This window comes from Mesorhizobium sp. J18, assembly GCF_007829525.1.
Classification (GTDB): Bacteria; Pseudomonadota; Alphaproteobacteria; order Rhizobiales; family Rhizobiaceae; genus VLJP01.
The window spans coordinates 2,266-18,604 of sequence record NZ_VLJP01000014.1; the positions used below are offsets into that span (position 1 = coordinate 2,266).

The 16,339-nt window shown below is 61.5% G+C and carries 15 protein-coding genes; 9 read left to right on the forward strand and 6 right to left on the reverse strand.

The features are described from left to right. The 9 genes from L598_RS07610 to L598_RS07650 form a co-directional block, all read left to right on the forward strand. Nucleotides 1–1,234 (forward strand): aldehyde dehydrogenase family protein (locus tag L598_RS07610; RefSeq protein ID WP_144861426.1); only part of this gene is annotated, 1,234 nt, incomplete at its 5' end. A gap of 397 nt (nucleotides 1,235–1,631) precedes the next feature. Then, nucleotides 1,632–2,678, forward strand: coding sequence for a membrane dipeptidase (locus L598_RS07615; RefSeq protein WP_246658670.1), 1,047 nt, complete (start codon nucleotides 1,632–1,634; stop codon nucleotides 2,676–2,678). Then, a complete protein-coding gene (locus L598_RS07620; RefSeq protein ID WP_246658671.1) occupies nucleotides 2,675–3,481 on the forward strand; it encodes an ABC transporter ATP-binding protein in 807 nt (268 codons plus the stop codon). The genes L598_RS07615 and L598_RS07620 overlap by 4 nt, the downstream gene beginning before the upstream one ends. Next, nucleotides 3,478–4,308 (forward strand): ABC transporter permease, encoded by an 831-nt coding sequence (locus tag L598_RS07625; protein ID WP_144861380.1) that lies wholly within the window; start codon nucleotides 3,478–3,480, stop codon nucleotides 4,306–4,308. The genes L598_RS07620 and L598_RS07625 overlap by 4 nt, the downstream gene beginning before the upstream one ends. A gap of 48 nt (nucleotides 4,309–4,356) precedes the next feature. After that, nucleotides 4,357–5,394, forward strand: a complete 1,038-nt coding sequence (locus tag L598_RS07630; protein ID WP_186444953.1) for an ABC transporter substrate-binding protein — start codon at nucleotides 4,357–4,359, stop codon at nucleotides 5,392–5,394. A gap of 22 nt (nucleotides 5,395–5,416) precedes the next feature. Beyond that, nucleotides 5,417–7,045, forward strand: a complete 1,629-nt coding sequence (locus L598_RS07635) for an NAD(P)/FAD-dependent oxidoreductase (protein ID WP_144861382.1) — start codon at nucleotides 5,417–5,419, stop codon at nucleotides 7,043–7,045. A gap of 24 nt (nucleotides 7,046–7,069) precedes the next feature. Then, nucleotides 7,070–7,366 carry a muconolactone Delta-isomerase family protein gene (locus L598_RS07640; RefSeq protein ID WP_144861383.1) on the forward strand — a complete coding sequence of 99 codons (297 nt, stop codon included), beginning with the start codon at nucleotides 7,070–7,072 and terminating at the stop codon, nucleotides 7,364–7,366. A gap of 7 nt (nucleotides 7,367–7,373) precedes the next feature. After that, nucleotides 7,374–8,387, forward strand: coding sequence for a LacI family DNA-binding transcriptional regulator (locus tag L598_RS07645; RefSeq protein ID WP_186444954.1), 1,014 nt, complete (start codon nucleotides 7,374–7,376; stop codon nucleotides 8,385–8,387). Between the two features lie 82 nt (nucleotides 8,388–8,469). Continuing rightward, the gene (locus L598_RS07650) at nucleotides 8,470–9,894 is read left to right on the forward strand and encodes an aldehyde dehydrogenase family protein (RefSeq protein WP_144861385.1); all 1,425 of its coding nucleotides are present in this window, start codon (nucleotides 8,470–8,472) and stop codon (nucleotides 9,892–9,894) included. Between the two features lie 103 nt (nucleotides 9,895–9,997). On the opposite strand, the gene L598_RS07655 is transcribed toward L598_RS07650, so the two are convergent. From L598_RS07655 to L598_RS07680, 6 genes are all read right to left on the reverse strand, one after another. Continuing rightward, nucleotides 9,998–10,279 (reverse strand): hypothetical protein, encoded by a 282-nt coding sequence (locus L598_RS07655; RefSeq protein ID WP_144861386.1) that lies wholly within the window; start codon nucleotides 10,277–10,279, stop codon nucleotides 9,998–10,000. A gap of 335 nt (nucleotides 10,280–10,614) precedes the next feature. Next, complete coding sequence (locus L598_RS07660; protein ID WP_144861387.1) at nucleotides 10,615–11,277, reverse strand: class I SAM-dependent methyltransferase; 663 nt, start codon at nucleotides 11,275–11,277, stop codon at nucleotides 10,615–10,617. A gap of 14 nt (nucleotides 11,278–11,291) precedes the next feature. After that, nucleotides 11,292–12,044 (reverse strand): heme ABC transporter ATP-binding protein, encoded by a 753-nt coding sequence (locus L598_RS07665; RefSeq protein WP_144861388.1) that lies wholly within the window; start codon nucleotides 12,042–12,044, stop codon nucleotides 11,292–11,294. Next, nucleotides 12,041–13,108 (reverse strand): iron ABC transporter permease, encoded by a 1,068-nt coding sequence (locus tag L598_RS07670; RefSeq protein WP_144861389.1) that lies wholly within the window; start codon nucleotides 13,106–13,108, stop codon nucleotides 12,041–12,043. The genes L598_RS07665 and L598_RS07670 overlap by 4 nt, the downstream gene beginning before the upstream one ends. Beyond that, on the reverse strand, nucleotides 13,105–14,013 hold the full coding sequence (locus L598_RS07675; protein WP_186444955.1) for an ABC transporter substrate-binding protein: 909 nt from the start codon (nucleotides 14,011–14,013) through the stop codon (nucleotides 13,105–13,107). The genes L598_RS07670 and L598_RS07675 overlap by 4 nt, the downstream gene beginning before the upstream one ends. Nucleotides 14,014–14,105: 92 nt before the next feature. Next, the gene (locus L598_RS07680) at nucleotides 14,106–16,286 is read right to left on the reverse strand and encodes a TonB-dependent receptor (protein WP_246658672.1); all 2,181 of its coding nucleotides are present in this window, start codon (nucleotides 16,284–16,286) and stop codon (nucleotides 14,106–14,108) included. Nucleotides 16,287–16,339 lie beyond the last annotated feature (53 nt).

A 16,339-nucleotide genomic window follows, 5' to 3' on the forward strand; every position in this document is an offset into this window, starting at 1 on the left:
GGCGCTCCTGCGCCGCATCGCCGACGGGCTGGCCGCTCGGCGCGAGGAACTGGCTTATATCCTGACCATGGAAATGGGCGCGCCCATCTCCCGCACGCTTAACTACCAGGCCGCCACCGCCATTGCCCATATCGAGGAGGCGATCCGCGTCCTCGACGACTACCCGTTCGAGCAGGTGCGCGGCGGCACTCGCATCCTGCGCGAACCCGTAGGCGTGTGCGCGCTCATCACGCCGTGGAATGCGCCGATCATGCAGATCGTGTCCAAGGTCGCGCCGGCACTCGCCACCGGCTGCACCATGGTGCTCAAACCAAGCGAGGAGTCGCCACTCAGCGCGATCCTGTTTGCCGAGATTCTGCAAGAGGCGGGCACGCCGGCGGGCGTGTTCAACCTGATCCACGGCGAGGGGCCCGTGGTCGGCAGCGCCCTGTCGCAGCACCCGCTCGTGCGGATGGTGTCTTTCACCGGCTCCACCCGCGCCGGCATCGAGGTCGCCCGCGCGGCGGCGGCGGGTGTTAAACGGGTTCATCAGGAGCTTGGTGGCAAGTCTGCGAACATCCTTCTCGACGATGTCGATCTCGAAGAGGCCGTGAGCCGCGGCGTCCTCGGCTGCTACGGCAATAGCGGCCAGTCCTGCGTCGCGCCGGACCGGATGCTGGTCCCGGCCCATCTGTACGAGCAGGCGGTGGAGATCGCCGCGCGCACGGCGTCGGCCATCGTCGTTGGCGATCCCTCCTCCTTCGACACCCAGATGGGTCCGCTGGTCAACCAGGCGCAGTTCGACAAGGTGCAGGCCCTCATCGCCACGGGAATCGGGGAAGGCGCGCGAATCGTCGGCGGCGGCCCCGGCCGTCCTGAAAACTGCCCCGTCGGCTATTTCGTCCGTCCCACCGTTTTTGCCGACGTGCGCCCGGACATGACCATCGCCTGCGAGGAGATTTTTGGCCCGGTCCTCTCGCTCATCCCCTACCAGGACGAGGAAGAGGCTATCTGCATCGCCAACGGCACCGAATACGGGCTAGCCGCCTATGTGCAGTCGGCTGATCCGGCGCGCGCGACGCGCATCGCGCGACGCCTGCAGGCCGGCTATATCTATGCCAACTACGCGCCCCCTGACTATTCCGCGCCCTTCGGCGGCTACAAGCAGTCCGGTAACGGGCGCGAATATGGCGCGTGGGGCTTCGAGGCCTTTGTCGAGATGAAGACCATCGTGGGCGGGGGCGACGACCGCTGAGCGGCTCTCATGGCGCAATCATTCTGGAGCAGGATGATTTTGGGCTGCATCAAGGTGGTCCGGCTGAGGCACCCAATCTGATTCATCGTGCCGAGGGTGAAGGAGCGGGCATGGATGAGCAGACCATATTGAGACGATCTCGGCATCTGGCTGTTGCTTCGGCTGAGCAGAAGGGCTTTCGCGGACGGCAGACGGCGCCGTGCTTCTAGTTAGCATCGGAACGGTAATCCGGTGGGTTGAGCGCCGCATGTCGACGCGTCTCCAGCGCAAAACGCCGTCGCCACTCCACATGACAATTGACAACTAGAAATTATAATGAAAACGTTATCATGAAAACGTTATCATTATCTGAATAGGTCGGAACCTGTCATGACGGCCCATTAAAATGGAGACGCATTTGAGTTCACCTCTGCCGCTTATCGTCGATGCGCTCGAATATCCCGAGCCGGACCGCCGCTGGTTCGAGGAGTGGCGCCAGGGCAACGTGTCCTGCGTGCATGTGACAATTGCGGTCTGGGAAACGGCGCGCGAAACGCTGGACCGGATCGGCCTCTGGCGCCGCAAGCTACGCGAGAATGCTGATCTCGTTCGCCTCAGCACAACGGGTGCCGACATTCACAAGAATGCGGCCGAAGGTCTGACGACCGTCATTTTCGGTTTCCAGAACACGGCGCCTATCGAGCATGACATCGAGCTCATCGAGACTTTCCGGCAGCTCGGCGTCTGCGTGATGCAGTTGACCTACAATCTCCAGAACTACATCGGCTCCGGCTATTGGGAGGCCGAAGACACCGGAATTTCCTCGCGCTTCGGAAAGCTCGCCATTGAGGAGATGAACCGCGTCGGCGTTCTGATCGATCTCTCCCATTGCGGCGAACGTACGACACGCGAGGCCATCGACCTCTCCTCGCGCCCCGTGGCCATCACCCATTCCAACCCGCGTGAATATCACGCGAAAGTGGGTTTCGGAGAAAAGCGCCTGAAGGAAACCGAGGCTATCCGTGCACTGGCCGAACGTGGCGGAATGTTCGGGCTGTGCCCGAACCGGTTCATGATGGAAAACGGCGTCCAGACAACTTTGGAGCAGTTCTGCGACCTGGTCGCATGGACGGCTGATCTGATCGGAGCTCGGTCAATCGGGCTTGGCACCGACTATTGCCCTGGCCATCCTCCATCCGTCCGGACATGGTGGCGCTATGCCAAATGGTCCCGCGAGAGCGCGCCGCACACCACGCAGGCTCCCCATGAAGGATGGCAGGACTGGCTGCGCAATCCCTCTGATCTCAACAACATTCGTGATGGCCTTTTGCGCCGCGGTTTCTCGACACAGGAGGCCGATATGATAATGGGCAAAAACTGGGCACGGTTCTTTACCGAATCCTTCCGACCTCAGGATGCCGGCTTGGCCGAAATGCCTGCGCAAGCTGAGAGGGTGGCATCGTGACAGTAGCTGCGGAGCGTCTAGACGCGCCCGCCACAAGCGGTGAAATCGTCCTGCGGCGGATGGAGAAGGTATATGAAGGCACGCAGGGCGCTGTCCGCGCGCTGCTGCCGGTGGATCTTGACATCCAAGCGGGTCAGAATGTCAGCATTGTCGGGCCGAGTGGCTGCGGCAAGAGCACGCTCATGCGCATGCTGGCGGGGCTCGAATCCATCACTTCCGGCACCGCCCATATCGACGGACACAGGGTCTCCGGCCCGATCCCGGATGTTGGCATCGTGTTCCAGCGCGACCTGCTGCTCGACTGGCGAACCGTCATAGACAATGTCATGCTGCCGGCCGAATTTCGGCCCAGCCCCCATGGCACGCGCGAACGCGCGCGTCAGTTGCTGGAGCAGCTGGGGGTCGGTGGATTCGAGGATTCCTATCCCTACCAGCTGTCCGGCGGCATGCGGCAGCGAGTGTCCATCGCCCGCGCCCTTCTGTGCAAGCCGTCGATGCTGTTTCTGGATGAGCCGTTCAGCGCGCTGGACGCCCTGACGCGGGATCAGATGAACGTTCTTTTCCAGGAGGTTCAGGGAGAACAGAACGTCTCAACCCTTCTGATCACCCACTCCATTGCCGAAGCAATCTTCTTGGCCGACCGTGTAATCGTGATGTCGGGGCGCCCCGGTTCCGTTCTCGACGACATCGAGATCAATTTTCCCAGTCCCCGCACGCTGGCATTGCGCGAGACTCCGGAGTTCACGACGATCGTCAGCCGCATTCGTACCCAATTCGAGAAAGCAGGGGTGTTCGCGGCATGACCATGGAGCATCAGCACACTGCGGTAGCCACCCACCTGCCGCGCAGCCGTAGAATGCCGCCCTGGGTCGGTGCCGTCATGACACCCGTCCTCAGCGGCATCGGCGGCATTCTACTGTGGGAGCTCGTCGTCCAGCTACGCGGGATTCCGCCCTATCTCTTGCCGGCGCCGTCCCTGGTTTTTTTCGAGATCGTCGAAAACTGGTCGCGGCTGATGCGGCAGCTCGGCTTCACCGCCTTTGCCTCGCTCATCGGCTTCGTGGTGGCGCTGGTGCTTGGCATCGGGCTTGGCGCTCTCTTCACCTCTTCGCGAATCGTTGAGCGGGTCGTTTATCCGTGGCTCGTGATCTTCCATGCCATCCCGAAGGTGGTCATCGCGCCGCTTTTCCTGGTGTGGATCGGCTTCGGCATGAAATCGGAAACGATTTTCGTGGTGATCTTCACGATTTTCCCGATCCTCGTGAACACGGTGACGGGGCTGAAGGCGGCCGATCCAGATCTGCTCCAGCTCGCCCGTTCCATGGGCGCGACACGTGCTGGCGCGCTCTGGAAGATCCGCGTGCCGGCCGCCCTGCCAACCATCATGGCAGGCGTCAAGATTTCCGCCACCATGGCCCCTGTCGGAGCAGTGATCGGCGAATTCGTCGCCTCGAATGTCGGTCTGGGACATCTTCTCATCCAGGCGGTCGGTTCCCTGGAGACGCCGCTGGCATTCGCCGCGGTCGTGGTGATCTCGGTCTTCGGCATCGCGATCTGGTATCTGGCCGAACTGGTCGAGCGCTGGCTTCTGCCCTGGCATTCGAGTGTTCGAAACACCGCTGGCTTCTGATCTCCAGAAAGAAAGTTTCGGGTTGCGGGGTCCTTTCCCGCGCCTCGGGTGAAATGCACGACAAGAAAAACTCAACCAGAGGGAATTCAGATGAATATCCTACGCAGCTTCTCAAGCTTTCTTCTTGCAGCAGGTTTTGGCGTTCTCTGCGCGGCCCCGACCGTGGCTCAGGAGCAACAGACCGTCAACGTGATTCTCGACTGGGCTTGGAGGCCGCATCACGCTCCTTTTGCCGTGGGTATCCAGCGCGGCTTCTTTGCGGATGAGGGCATTGACCTGAAGGTGGAGCAGGGGCGCGGTTCCGCCACGGCTGCTACCCTCCTCGGCCAGGGTCAGTTCGACATCGCCCACATCAATGTCACCAACGCCGCGCAGGCGATCTCGAAGGGCGTGCCGATAAAGTCGATCGCCGTCTATCAGACGCGCAGCGCCGCAGCCTTCATCGGCGTGAAGGGGCGAGTGCAACTCGACAGCGTCGAGGCGTTGCGACCGCTACGGATCGGATCGACTCCGGGTGGTTCGGACGGGCTGAGCCTCAGCGTATTCGCGCGTGCCAACGGTCTCACCGTGCAGGATTTCAATGTCGTGGGGATGGAGGGCAGCGGAAAAACTACCGCTCTTCTGCAGGATCAGGTGGATGTGGTCAGCGGCGATAGCTACGCCTATGACGCGCTGGTTCGCGCAGCTGGTGAAAAGCCCGAGATCATGCTGCTGGCGGATTTTGGCGTGCCGCTCATGGGCTTCGGTTTCGCCACCAACGAAACCTTCGCCGCGGAGCATCCCGACATCATTCCCGGTTTCCTGCGCGCTGCTCACCGCAGCTATGCCGCTGCTGTGGAGGATCCCGAAGGGGCGTGCGAAATCCTGCGCACCACCTATGAGGTACCGGGCACGAACGAGGCCTGCGTCGCCTACTTCATGAATCTCGTGGATCTCTCGCAGTCGCCCGACGACCCGCAATGGGGCGTGCAGTCCGCCGAGGCGTGGGACGCGCTGGTGGGGGCGCTTCAGGAAGTCGGCGAAATCGGAGCGGACCTCTCCCCGGCAGATTTCTGGACGAACGACTTCCAGCCGACGGAAAACTGAAACCACTCAGGAGCGAAATGCCATGCGGCGCTTCGATGTTATCGTGATTGGCGGCGGACATAACGGATTGGTCGCCGCCGGCTATCTCGGCCGGGCCGGACTGAAGACGCTGGTGCTCGAATCAAGCCCCCGCATCGGAGGGCCGGCCGCCAAGGTCGAATGGATGCCCGGATATTCGAGCGCCGTAACCAATTCGCCCGGTTCGCTTGAGCCAAAAATCGTCAACGAACTGGAGCTTGCGTCCCATGGCCTGAGCTTCACGCGGCCGGATCCGACGCTCGTGCATCCATTCGACGACGGCAGCCTCTTTGTCGGCTATCGCGACCCGGCCCGCTCCGCCGAGCAGCTCGAGAGCTTTCGGAAGGGCGAGGCCGCACGCTACCAGTCGTTGTTCGAGTATCTGCAGAATTTCGCGAACCGGCTGGGCATTTCGATGTTCAGCCGGCCGCCCACGCTTCAGGAACTGGTCCGCAACCTGACCCGGCCCGAAGATCAGGAGGCGTTCTCCCGCGTCTTCTTTGGAAGCGTGCGCGATCTGCTCGATGATTTCCTTCGCTCCGAAAAGGCGAAGACCGTGGTGGCACCCCTGGGCGTGGTGAGCGGCCAGGCAGCTCCTTCCACGCCGGGGACGCCGATCAACCTGATGATGCGCCCCCTCTCGCTCGCGTCCGTGCGGCTCGACGCCGGTTACGATCCTCGGCGGATGCCGCTGCGAGGCTCCACCGGACTTCCCATAGGCGGCATGAACGCCGTCATCCAGGCCATGGCAGCCAGCGCACGTTCCGTTGGTGCTGAAATCCGTACCGAGGCGCGTGTCAGGCGGATCCGCATCAGGGACGGAGCCGTGCAGGGCATCGTTCTCGACAATGGCGAGGAAATCGAGGCGGGGATCGTCATCTCGGCGATCAATCCTCGCACGACCGTCCTCGACCTCGTTCCGGAAGGCGAGGATGGCTGGACGGAGATTCAGGAGAAGATGTTGACGCGCAAGATGCGGGGCAAGGCCTACAAGCTGGTTCTCGCGCTCGACGACATGCCGCGCTACGCTGCTGCCCGGGATGACGAGGAGGCCCGTGCCCTTGCCAGTGCGCAGTTCCGCATAGCGCCGAATCTCGATTATCTGGAGGAGGCTCACGCGGACATGGTGCTCGGCCGCACCCCAGTCAATCCGGTCATCTGGGGCCTGTGCCCGTCCATGACGTCTCCGGGCCATGCGCCTGAGGGAAAGCACATTCTCAGCCTCAACATTGCCAATGCGCCTTACGAGCTCAAGGATGGCAACTGGGCGGAGGAGGGGGACCGGCTGGCCAAGCGATGCATCGAGGCGGTGGCGCGCTGGATGCCAAACGTGCCGGACATCATCAACGGCTATCGCTTCATCGGCCCACAGGAGTTCGAGCGCGATTTCGGCCTGGTCGAGGCCAACATCACACATGGCGACGCACTGCCCTGGAACCAGTTCTGGATGAGGCCCGCACCGGGCCTTTCCGATTACCGGACACCGACGCGCGGCCTGTATCTGAGCGGAGCGGGCACATGGCCCGGCAATTTCGTGTCCGGCATTCCCGGGCACAACACGAGCCAGGTTGTTCTGGAAGATCTGCGTGGCGAGGCGAATGGACTTGCGCCCGCCACCGCAATTGCCCATTGATCGACAACATAAAGGAGAGGCATCTTGGAATTCCTGATCAATATCTCTTTCCAATGGAGCCCTGACGTTCCGGAAGAAGAGCGCGAAAGGCTCAGGGTGGAAGAGCGCGCCCATGCCGCGAAGCTTGCCGAAAAGGGCCACCTCGTGCGCATGTGGAGGGTTCCAGGCCGTCGTGAGAACTGGGGGCTTTGGCGAGCCAAGGACGCCACCGAAATGCACGAGATCCTGACCTCGCTGCCGATCTGGCCCTGGATGAACGTCAAAGTTCTTCCGCTCGCCGACCATCCTGTCGATCCTCTGAAAAGAGCGGCGAAGGAATAGTGGATTGGTGACACTGCGGGAAGTTGCGCGGGAGACCGGGCTGTCACCGGCGACAGTGTCGCGGGTGCTGCGAGACAGCGGCCCCGTGTCGGCCAAGACGCGCAACCTGGTTCTCAGCACGGTGGAGAGGCTGGGCTACCGGCCCAACTCCCTGGCCCAGGGGCTGCGCACGGGGCGCAGCACCGCGGTCGCATTGGTGGTCAGTGATATCGAGCAGGGCTGGCATGCTTCGCTGACAAAGCACCTTCAGGTCTCGCTCGAGGAAATAGGCATCGATCTGATCCTCATGAATCTCGGCCATGAGCTCCGCCGCCTCGACATGGTGGTTGAGCGCGTGCAGGCCATGCGGCTGCGGGGGGTCATCCTGGCGGCGTCCGATCGCATTCCCCCGAAGCAGGTCAAACGTGTCGTCGGTAATCTAGACAAGGAGGTCCTGATCGCCTCCATCGGCCAGCGGCTCGATCGTTACGGCATTCCCTCCTTCGTCCATTCGGATACCGAAGCAGCAGAAGCAGCGGTGGAATATTTGCTGCAAAAGGGCTGCTCGCCCGTGGCCTTCTGCAGCCGCATTCGCACCTCGACGATGGGTAAGGAACGTTTTCAGGGTTACCTGAACGCGATCGAGCGGGCCGGGCTGGCAATCGACGAGAATCTGGTGTGGGATTATTCCGACACCTCTTTCTTCCGCCAGGCTGCCGGCTACAAGATGCTAAATGACGCGCTCGATCGTGGCGTGAAGTTCAAGTCCGTCCTGGCTGGCAGCGACGAGATTGCATTGGGCGCCATGGCCGCCGTGCTGGATCGTGGTCTGCGGATCCCCGACGATATTGCGATCATCGGCTTCGGCGGGCTGGATTGGGGCGTCAGCGTACGGCCCAGATTGACAACCCTGACCAGCGATCTTGCCGGGCTCAGCGAAAGCGTGCGGGAATTCTTCCTCCAGCAGAAGAACGGCGCGGGTGGAAAGCCACAGATGCTGACCGTTTTCCGGCGGGAGCTTGCCCTGCGGGCCTCGGCCTGAAATCTCTCGCCCTCCAACCGCCGCCATCCCTTGGCGGTGAAGTCGTTGCAGCGGCAACAAACAGCAGTCGAAAGATATGAGCATGAACGAGCATAAATTCTACATAGATGGCGCCTGGGTCGATCCTCTGGAGGATGGGACTGAGAATGTCGTCAATCCTGCCAACAACGAGACAATCGCCACCATTGCTGTCGGCAGCGCGGCGGATGTCGATCGTGCGGTGAAGGCAGCCCGCGCTGCCTTCGACACTTTCAGCCGCACTCCGGTTGCCGAACGGATCGCACTGTTGCGGCGCATCGCACAATTGTTGCAGGATCGACGTGAGGAGATGGCGCAGGCGATAAGCCGCGAAATGGGCGCGCCCATCACCATGGCGCGCGGGCCGCAATCGGGTGCCGGTCCCACCCAGTTCTCGCATTATGCGGACGTTCTGGAAAACTATTCCTTCGAGGAAGCGACCGGCCGTTCGGTCGTGGTGCGCGAGCCAATCGGCGTTTGCGCCCTCATCACTCCGTGGAACTGGCCGCTGCATCAGGCGGCGCTCAAGATTGCGCCTGCGCTGGCTGCGGGCTGCACGGTCGTGTTGAAACCGAGCGAGATTTCCCCGTTCAGTGCCCTGCTGCTCGCCGAGATCATGGACGAGGCAGGCGTGCCGGCCGGCGTGTTCAATCTCGTGAACGGCACCGGCACGGTCGCCGGCGCTGCTCTCTCCTCGCATCCGGAAGTGGACATGGTCTCCTTCACGGGATCGACGCGCGGCGGCGTTGCCGTTGCGAAGGCTGCCGCGGACACAGTCAAGCGCGTGGCGCAGGAACTCGGAGGCAAATCGCCCAATGTGCTGCTCCCCGATGCCGATTTCCCCACGGCAGTGCGCCTTGGCGTCAATACCTGCTTCAACAATTGCGGCCAGTCCTGCAGCTCGCCGACACGCATGATCGTTCCCGCCGAAAGGCTCGAGGAGGTGATAGGCCTTGCCCGCGAGGCCGCCGAGGCTCTGAAGGTGGGCAATCCGGCGGACAAGGAAACGCAGATCGGCCCGCTCGTCAGCCGGACCCAGTGGGAGCGCGTGCAGGGCTATATCAAGCTCGGCGTCGAGGAAGGGGCCACCCTGGTCACCGGCGGCCCGGGCCACCCGGAGGGCCTAGAACAGGGCAACTTCGTCCGACCCACAGTTTTCGCCCATGTCGATCCGCAGATGCGGATCGCACGGGAAGAGATCTTCGGCCCGGTGCTGTGCCTTTTCACCTACAATGATGTCGAGGAAGCGGTCCGACTGGCAAACGACACCGAGTATGGTCTCGTCGCTCATGTGCAGTCGCAAAGCCGTGAGAACGCCCGCAAGGTGGCCATGCGCCTGCGTGCAGGACGCGTGATCATCAACGGCACGGCAGCCMCTCCCGACCTGCCCTTCGGAGGCTACAAGCAATCGGGCAACGGACGGGAATTCGGAATCTACGGACTGGAAGAATTCCTCGAAGTCAAGGCGGTGATCGGGGTGACAGAGTGATGAGGCCTGTGCGCGCAAAGCGCGAATATATAGGCGGAGCGCCAACACACCGCTTACTGTCGCCGGCAACACGGCCCGTCTCGCCGATGAGGTAGGCATGTCCTCATTCCTTAGACAGGTCGAACGTCTCCAGTCGGTCGAGCAGAACCTGCGTACCGGGCGGTTGGCCATTGCGGTGAACCCAGGCACGACGATGCGAAAGCCGTCGGAACCGATTGACGATCTGCTGGCCCGTCGATCTCGAGAACTGCGCAGCCTTCGCATTTGTCTCAGTTCTCTCCAGCACGGGAAGGATGGCTGGAGGGCAGATCTCGTCCCTGCAGAACACGTACCAGTCCGCACCGGGATTAATCACCGTGCGACCACGCGGTCTTGTGCGTATCATATCTCCCGCTCGCGCGCGTCGCGCCAATTCGGCGCCGGCGTGTTTCCATAAAGCATGACAGCCGATCGAAGGACGCCCCGCTGCTCTGTCCAATTTTCGGATTGTATAGTCGCGCCGGCCTGTCCCGCGTCCCGCCTTCCGGCAAGGGGACCGCCAGCACCAGCGCCTGACCGGTGCGTAGTCCAGCGACTCCAAGTCACCAGTGAAGATCACGCGCGGTATGCGCGGTGTCACATCGAATGCCTCCATAACCATTAGACCCCACCGGCATTTCTCATCGCGGACGCGCCTTGGGACCTGGACCTGCTTCTATCGTGGTCATTGCTGCCTCCTGCTCAGGACAGGACGAGGGACTGGCTTGCCATTCCCTTGTTGAAGCCGATCAGGGTGGTCAGATAACGGCTGCTGCCCTGCCCGACATGACGCAGGAAGCCTTCGTCCCGCGGCAGGTGATCGGCGTTGTCTGTGATGACAAACGCGCCCGGCCGCAACCGGTCCTCAAGCATTTTCAGGATCTCGATATAGAGGTCCTTCGCACCATCGAGGAACAGAAGGTCGATCGGCCCCTCGACAGTACGAAGCGTCTCCCGTGCGTCGCCCACACGGATGTCGGCCCGTGCGGACAGGCCGGCATCTGCGAGATTGGAGCGGGCCTTCTCAGCCTTGTTCGCATGATACTCGGAACCCGTCACCTTGCCGCCAGTGTCGGTCGCAGCAGCGGCAAGGTACAACGTGGATACGCCGAAGGAGGTTCCGAATTCCACGATGTTGCGGGCTCCGATTGCCCGCACGCTGTTGTACAGAAATCTCCCCATGCGCGGCCCGATCGAGAGATACTGCGTGCGGTGTGCCTCGGACGTGCGAAAGTCCATCTTATGGGTCTCTGGGCGGCCCTCGCCGCAGGATTGAATCCTGCGTGCCTCACGCATGGCTTTCGCGGCCGCATGCTCACGCGCAAGTGTGGCGGCAACGTCAGGACGAAGCAGGGTGCAGCTCATGGATTTTTCCTTGGCTATGTGGTCAGAACAACCGGGCATCCGCGCACCGGATGTTCCAGAATGCGCACCGCCTGCCGGTAGACGCGCTCTATGAGATCTTGCGTCAACACTTCCCAGGGATCACCGTCCGCCGCGACCTTTCCGTTGGCCAGCAGTACCACCTTGTCCGCATAGGCGGCGGCGAGATTGAGATCGTGAAGAACGGCGACGACGGTCGCACCGGTGCGCGCCATGTCCCTTGCCCTGGCGAGAACGCGTTCCTGGTGGCGCAGATCGAGTGCGGCAGTCGGTTCGTCGAGCAGCACGATCGGCGTCGCCTGCACGACGACCCGGGCGAAGGTGGTGCGCGCCTGCTCCCCGCCCGACAAGGTTTGTGCGTTGCGGAAGGCCATGTGCTCGACCTCGGTGGAGATCATGGCATCCAGCACAGCCTCGTCGTCACCGCCCGGCGGCAGATCCCGAAAGGCCCGTCCCATCGCAATGACCTCTTCGACGGTGTAGCCGAAGCGAATGACTGACCCTTGCGGGAATACTGAACGTATCTGCGCGAGATCCCGAACCGAGTGCCGGGTGACGTCCTTGCCATGGAGCTTAACGGTGCCGCGATAGCTTGTTCGGTCCCCGGCGATGACGGCAAGCAGGGTCGACTTGCCCGCTCCGTTCGGTCCGACCAGTGCAGTGAGCGAACCCGGATGGCAGGTGGTCGACACATCGTCTAGAAGATTTCGCCCGCCAAGGGTAACCGTCACGTTCCGGATCTCGATCATGTCGGCGTAATCCCAAACTTGCGGCTGCGATAGATCATCCAGAGGAAGAAGGGACCGCCAAGCGAACCCATGATGACGCCGATAGGTATTTCCGAGGGAGGATCCAGTGTGCGCGCAGCAAGGTCGGCCAGCATCACCAAGAGCGCGCCGCCCGCTGCGCAAAAGGGGATCAGCAGGCGGTGGGCAGGCCCGATCATCAGACGGAAAAGATGGGGAACCACCAGGCCGACGAAGCCGATAGTCCCGTTGAACGAGACAGCGGCGGCGACCAGCAATGCCGTTACGAAGATGAGCTTGCGGCGTAGGAACTTGACGTCAACACCGAGATGCCGGGCCTGCCTCTCCCCCAGAGCGAGCAGATCGAGCGGGCGGGCCCAGCGGTAGAGAAGGCCGATGCCGAGAATGGTCGGCGGCACTGAGATAGCGACCGTGATCCATCTTGCGCTCGACAGCGAACCCATCGACCAAAAGGTAAGGCTCTGCAGTTGCTCCGCGGTCGCCATATAGGTGAGGAACCCCGCGAACGCTCCGCCGATCGCATTGACGGCAATGCCGACCAGGAGGAGCTTGGAGTTATCGCCGCCTTCCTGCCCAGGCCGCGCCAACGCGTAGATGATAAATGTTGTCCCGGTACCCGCCAGAAACGCGCCGACCGGCAGTGTCCATATGCCGAAGGTCGAAATCTGGAGGACGACGACCATGATCGCGCCCAGTGAGGCGCCGCTGGACACGCCCACGATTCCAGGATCCGCCAGAGGATTGCCGAACAGGCCCTGCATGGCGGCGCCACATGTCGCCAAGCTTGCGCCGACAATGATGCCGGAGAGCACACGCGCAAGGCGCAGGTCCCAAACCACCGCGGCGTTCAGCGTTTCGTCAGCCGTAAGCGGCTGTGAGGAGAACCGGCTGCCGATCGCACTGAGAACGTCCGCCACGGAGAGTGAGACTGCGCCGATGGCGATCGAAGCAACAAAGGTCACGACGACACAGGCCACAAGTGCGGCGGCAATCCAGGGTGTGCGATCGGCCGGCCTTTCCAGCGGCCGAGCTGACGTGATGGTCATTCGAACATCTCATGCAGCGCCTGCGACAGAGTCTTTGCCGCGATGCCGCTCGATGCTGCGTCGGCACGCACATGCAAATCGCGCATGATAATGATGTTGCGTGCGCGTCCCGCCGGAGTGAGTCCAATGCCTGGATAATCCTCCCACAGACCGTCCAGGTTGCCGAATGCGGGCAGTTCGCTTTCCGCGATCAGCACCACGTCGGGCGCCATCAGGACCATTCCTTCGGGCGTGACCGGCCGGTAACGGTCCCGGCCAATCTCGGCAAAGGCATTCAATGCGCCGACCCGCAAAATGAGATTGTGCACCGCCGTCTCTGCCCCGCCGGCGGTAAAGTTCGTTCCCGCACCCATTTTCGATGCATGAACGATACGAAGCTTCCGCCCGTCGATCTCCACGGGGCGCACTTCGGCATAATCAGCTTCGATGGCCTCGATCAATTCTACCCCACGCTCTTCAAGGCCCAGTAGTGCCGAAAGCCGGGCTACCTTTTCGGTAGCGGGAAGCGTCCGATCGATAAGATCAGTCTGGATGCCGACCGCACTCAACCCGTCCAGCAGTCTGCGGTTGATCACACTTGAGCCGACCACGATTTGGGGCCGGAGCGCCAGGACACCTTCGACGCCGGCCCACTCGCGAACCTGATGCGGGGTGTTTTCGATCCCCGGAAGATCGATGTCCGCTGGCCGCGCCAGAATGTGGTCGGCCGCGCCCAGAGCAACCGCGATCTCGACGAGGTCGGCGCCGAGAAGCACGAGTCCCGGCCCATCCGGCGGCGGGCCGGCATCGTCCGGGCGGTAAAGAGCGGGGTAAGGTGTCGCCCCGGAGATATCCAGGACCTTCGCCGAAGCCGGCCCTGCGAATGCGGCGGAAAGCAGCAGGATAAACAGCAATATGCGTATCATAACAGTTCTCAGCCAGATAGACATTGACGAGCCCGTCTTTGGTAACGGGCGGAGACGGATCGATCTGCGACCCCGGCGAATGAACCCCGCTCTCAGAAACGGCTGGTCATGCCGGCATAGAAGCGCCGTCCGTCCAGGTAGTCGTTGTCGAAGGTCTTGTTTGCGATGTTGTAGACAGCGAAATTCGCCTGCACATGCTCGTTGAAGTCATAGTTCGCACCAATGTCGAAGACGACATGCTGCGGAACATGTCCTGTGCCGGCATCATGGGTCTCGCTGCGATACTGGGCCCTTCCCCAGACGTTCAGCGCATCGGATGCACTCCAGTCGAGTATTAGGTTGGCGACATGCTCGGGCAGGTCGTTAAAGCGCTCGCCGACATTCTCGCCCTTGGTAATCTTGCTGTCGGAAAAGGTGTAATTCAGCGAAACGTTCACATCGCCGACGGGAAAATCCAGCGTGGCCTCGATGCCGTTGAGTTCCGCCGCGTCGCGATTCACATATTGCCGGATCGACTCCCGGCCACGGCAGCTCAGGCCAACGGGGTCATAGCAGATCTCCTGCCGGTCGATCTTGTTCTTGAACTGGGTGTGATAGGCAGTCAGTCCGAACTGAAAGCCAAGCTCGCTGGTCCAGATCATGCCAACTTCAAAATTAGTGCTTTCCTCGGGCTTCAGGCTGGTATTGCCTTGATCCCACGCCCTGCCGCGGGCTGCCGGCTCAAAGATGCCGTTATCCGCCTCCTTCAAACGCGGAACTTTATAGCCGCCACTCACGCCGCCTTTCAGGACCAACGAGGGAGTCACGTCCCAAACTCCATAAAGGCGGGGAGTGAAATGCGCACCATAGCGTTCGTTGTAATCGTATCGTGCCCCCAGTGTCGCCGTGAAATTGTCGAAGACGCGCCAGTTGTCCTCACCGAACGCCGCAAAGTTCCAGCGAGTCATCAGAGGATCGACGTCGTCGGGTAGTCGGGCCGGCTCATGCCGCGTTTCTTCAGCGCGATAGTCGACGCCGAAGGTGAGGTCGTGCGTGTGCCAGCCAAGAGCTGTCTTCGAGTTGAAGTTCAGCTGATTGTAACCCGAATTGTTTTGACCATTGTCGAACTCCAGATCTTCGTAATTCAGATATGAAACGGTTTCATACCCGTCACCCCAATCCAGATTGTGGGTCAGGCTGTAGTTCATCCGTTCGGCAAAAACGTCGCCTGAATTGGAGCCCGGTCCAATGGTATCGATGTCCGTGGTGTTCCTCGCAACTTCCAAAGCCAGCCTGTTGCTGTCGTTGACATTCCAGGTCAGCCGTCCGCCGAGGCTGTCGCGGCCGATGGAGTTCTCATTGCCGTCGGAGAGGATGTGATCGAGCCGTTCGTGGAGTGAGCCATAAATCGACAGTCCAAGGACATCCTGTATCAGAGGACCGCTCGCATAGAAGCGCCCTTCGTAGGATTTTCCGAATCTGCTGTCTTCATAGATCGTCGTGCCGGCGGTAACGGTCCCGGTCCATGCATCCGCAACCGGCTTGGTGATAACATTGATGACGCCACCAAGCGCTGCGGTGCCATACAGCGACGACATCGGACCGCGGATTACCTCGATCCGCTCGATAGCTGACGGAGGCGGAAGATAACCACTGTCAAGGCCAGAACCCCAGCCGTTGTAGGTTGCTTCAACGGAATTGCCCAGCGGCCTGCCGTCGACCATCATCAATACATATGTTTGCCCCAATCCACGCATGGATATTCCGCCGGTGCCTGTCTTTGTCGACGGGGTATCGATAACGACGCCTGGCACATCACGAAGGACGTCGTTTACACTTGCATACGATCGGGAATTGATCTGCTCGCCATCGATCAATGTGACTGTTGCAGGGGCCTCAGCAACCGTCTGCGCGGATCCCGTAGCTGTGACGGTGATGGCTTCAAGTACGGTCGAACCCTCAGCAACGACACTCCCAGCATTCGACGTTGAACCAGCTTCGAGAATGGTGACGGTATCTGCATCGGTAAAACTGTAATGTAGTCCCGATTCCGAAAGCAGTTGCGCTAGCGCTTGCTCCGCCGACATTGTGCCGGAGACGACCGGGGCCATTGCGCCGGCTGCGACCGAAGTCTGATAGGCGATTTGAATGCCGGTCTGATCGGCGAAAGAGCGTAGCGCCCGGCTCAGGGGCTGGCTGGCAATGTTGAAGCTATACGTGCGTGTCGCTTGCGCGGCGGCTTGCAGGATCGGCATGACATTCGGAAGAGCGCCCAGGCAAAGCGCTGTGCTCATCATAAGCGCCGTCAGCAGCCGGCTGCTAGCCCGTCGAGAAGTATTCTGTCCTG

Excerpts from the sequence above, each read along its gene's own strand:
- L598_RS07625 (WP_144861380.1), top strand. The coding sequence starts at position 3,478 with ATGACCATGGAGCATCAGCACACTGCGGTAGCCACCCACCTGCCGCGC.
- L598_RS07635 (WP_144861382.1), top strand. The coding sequence starts at position 5,417 with ATGCGGCGCTTCGATGTTATCGTGATTGGCGGCGGACATAACGGATTG.
- L598_RS07655 (WP_144861386.1), bottom strand. The coding sequence starts at position 10,279 with ATGATACGCACAAGACCGCGTGGTCGCACGGTGATTAATCCCGGTGCG.
- L598_RS07660 (WP_144861387.1), bottom strand. The coding sequence starts at position 11,277 with ATGAGCTGCACCCTGCTTCGTCCTGACGTTGCCGCCACACTTGCGCGT.
- L598_RS07665 (WP_144861388.1), bottom strand. The coding sequence starts at position 12,044 with ATGATCGAGATCCGGAACGTGACGGTTACCCTTGGCGGGCGAAATCTT.
- L598_RS07670 (WP_144861389.1), bottom strand. The coding sequence starts at position 13,108 with ATGACCATCACGTCAGCTCGGCCGCTGGAAAGGCCGGCCGATCGCACA.
- L598_RS07675 (WP_186444955.1), bottom strand. The coding sequence starts at position 14,013 with ATGATACGCATATTGCTGTTTATCCTGCTGCTTTCCGCCGCATTCGCA.
- L598_RS07680 (WP_246658672.1), bottom strand. The coding sequence starts at position 16,286 with ATGAGCACAGCGCTTTGCCTGGGCGCTCTTCCGAATGTCATGCCGATC.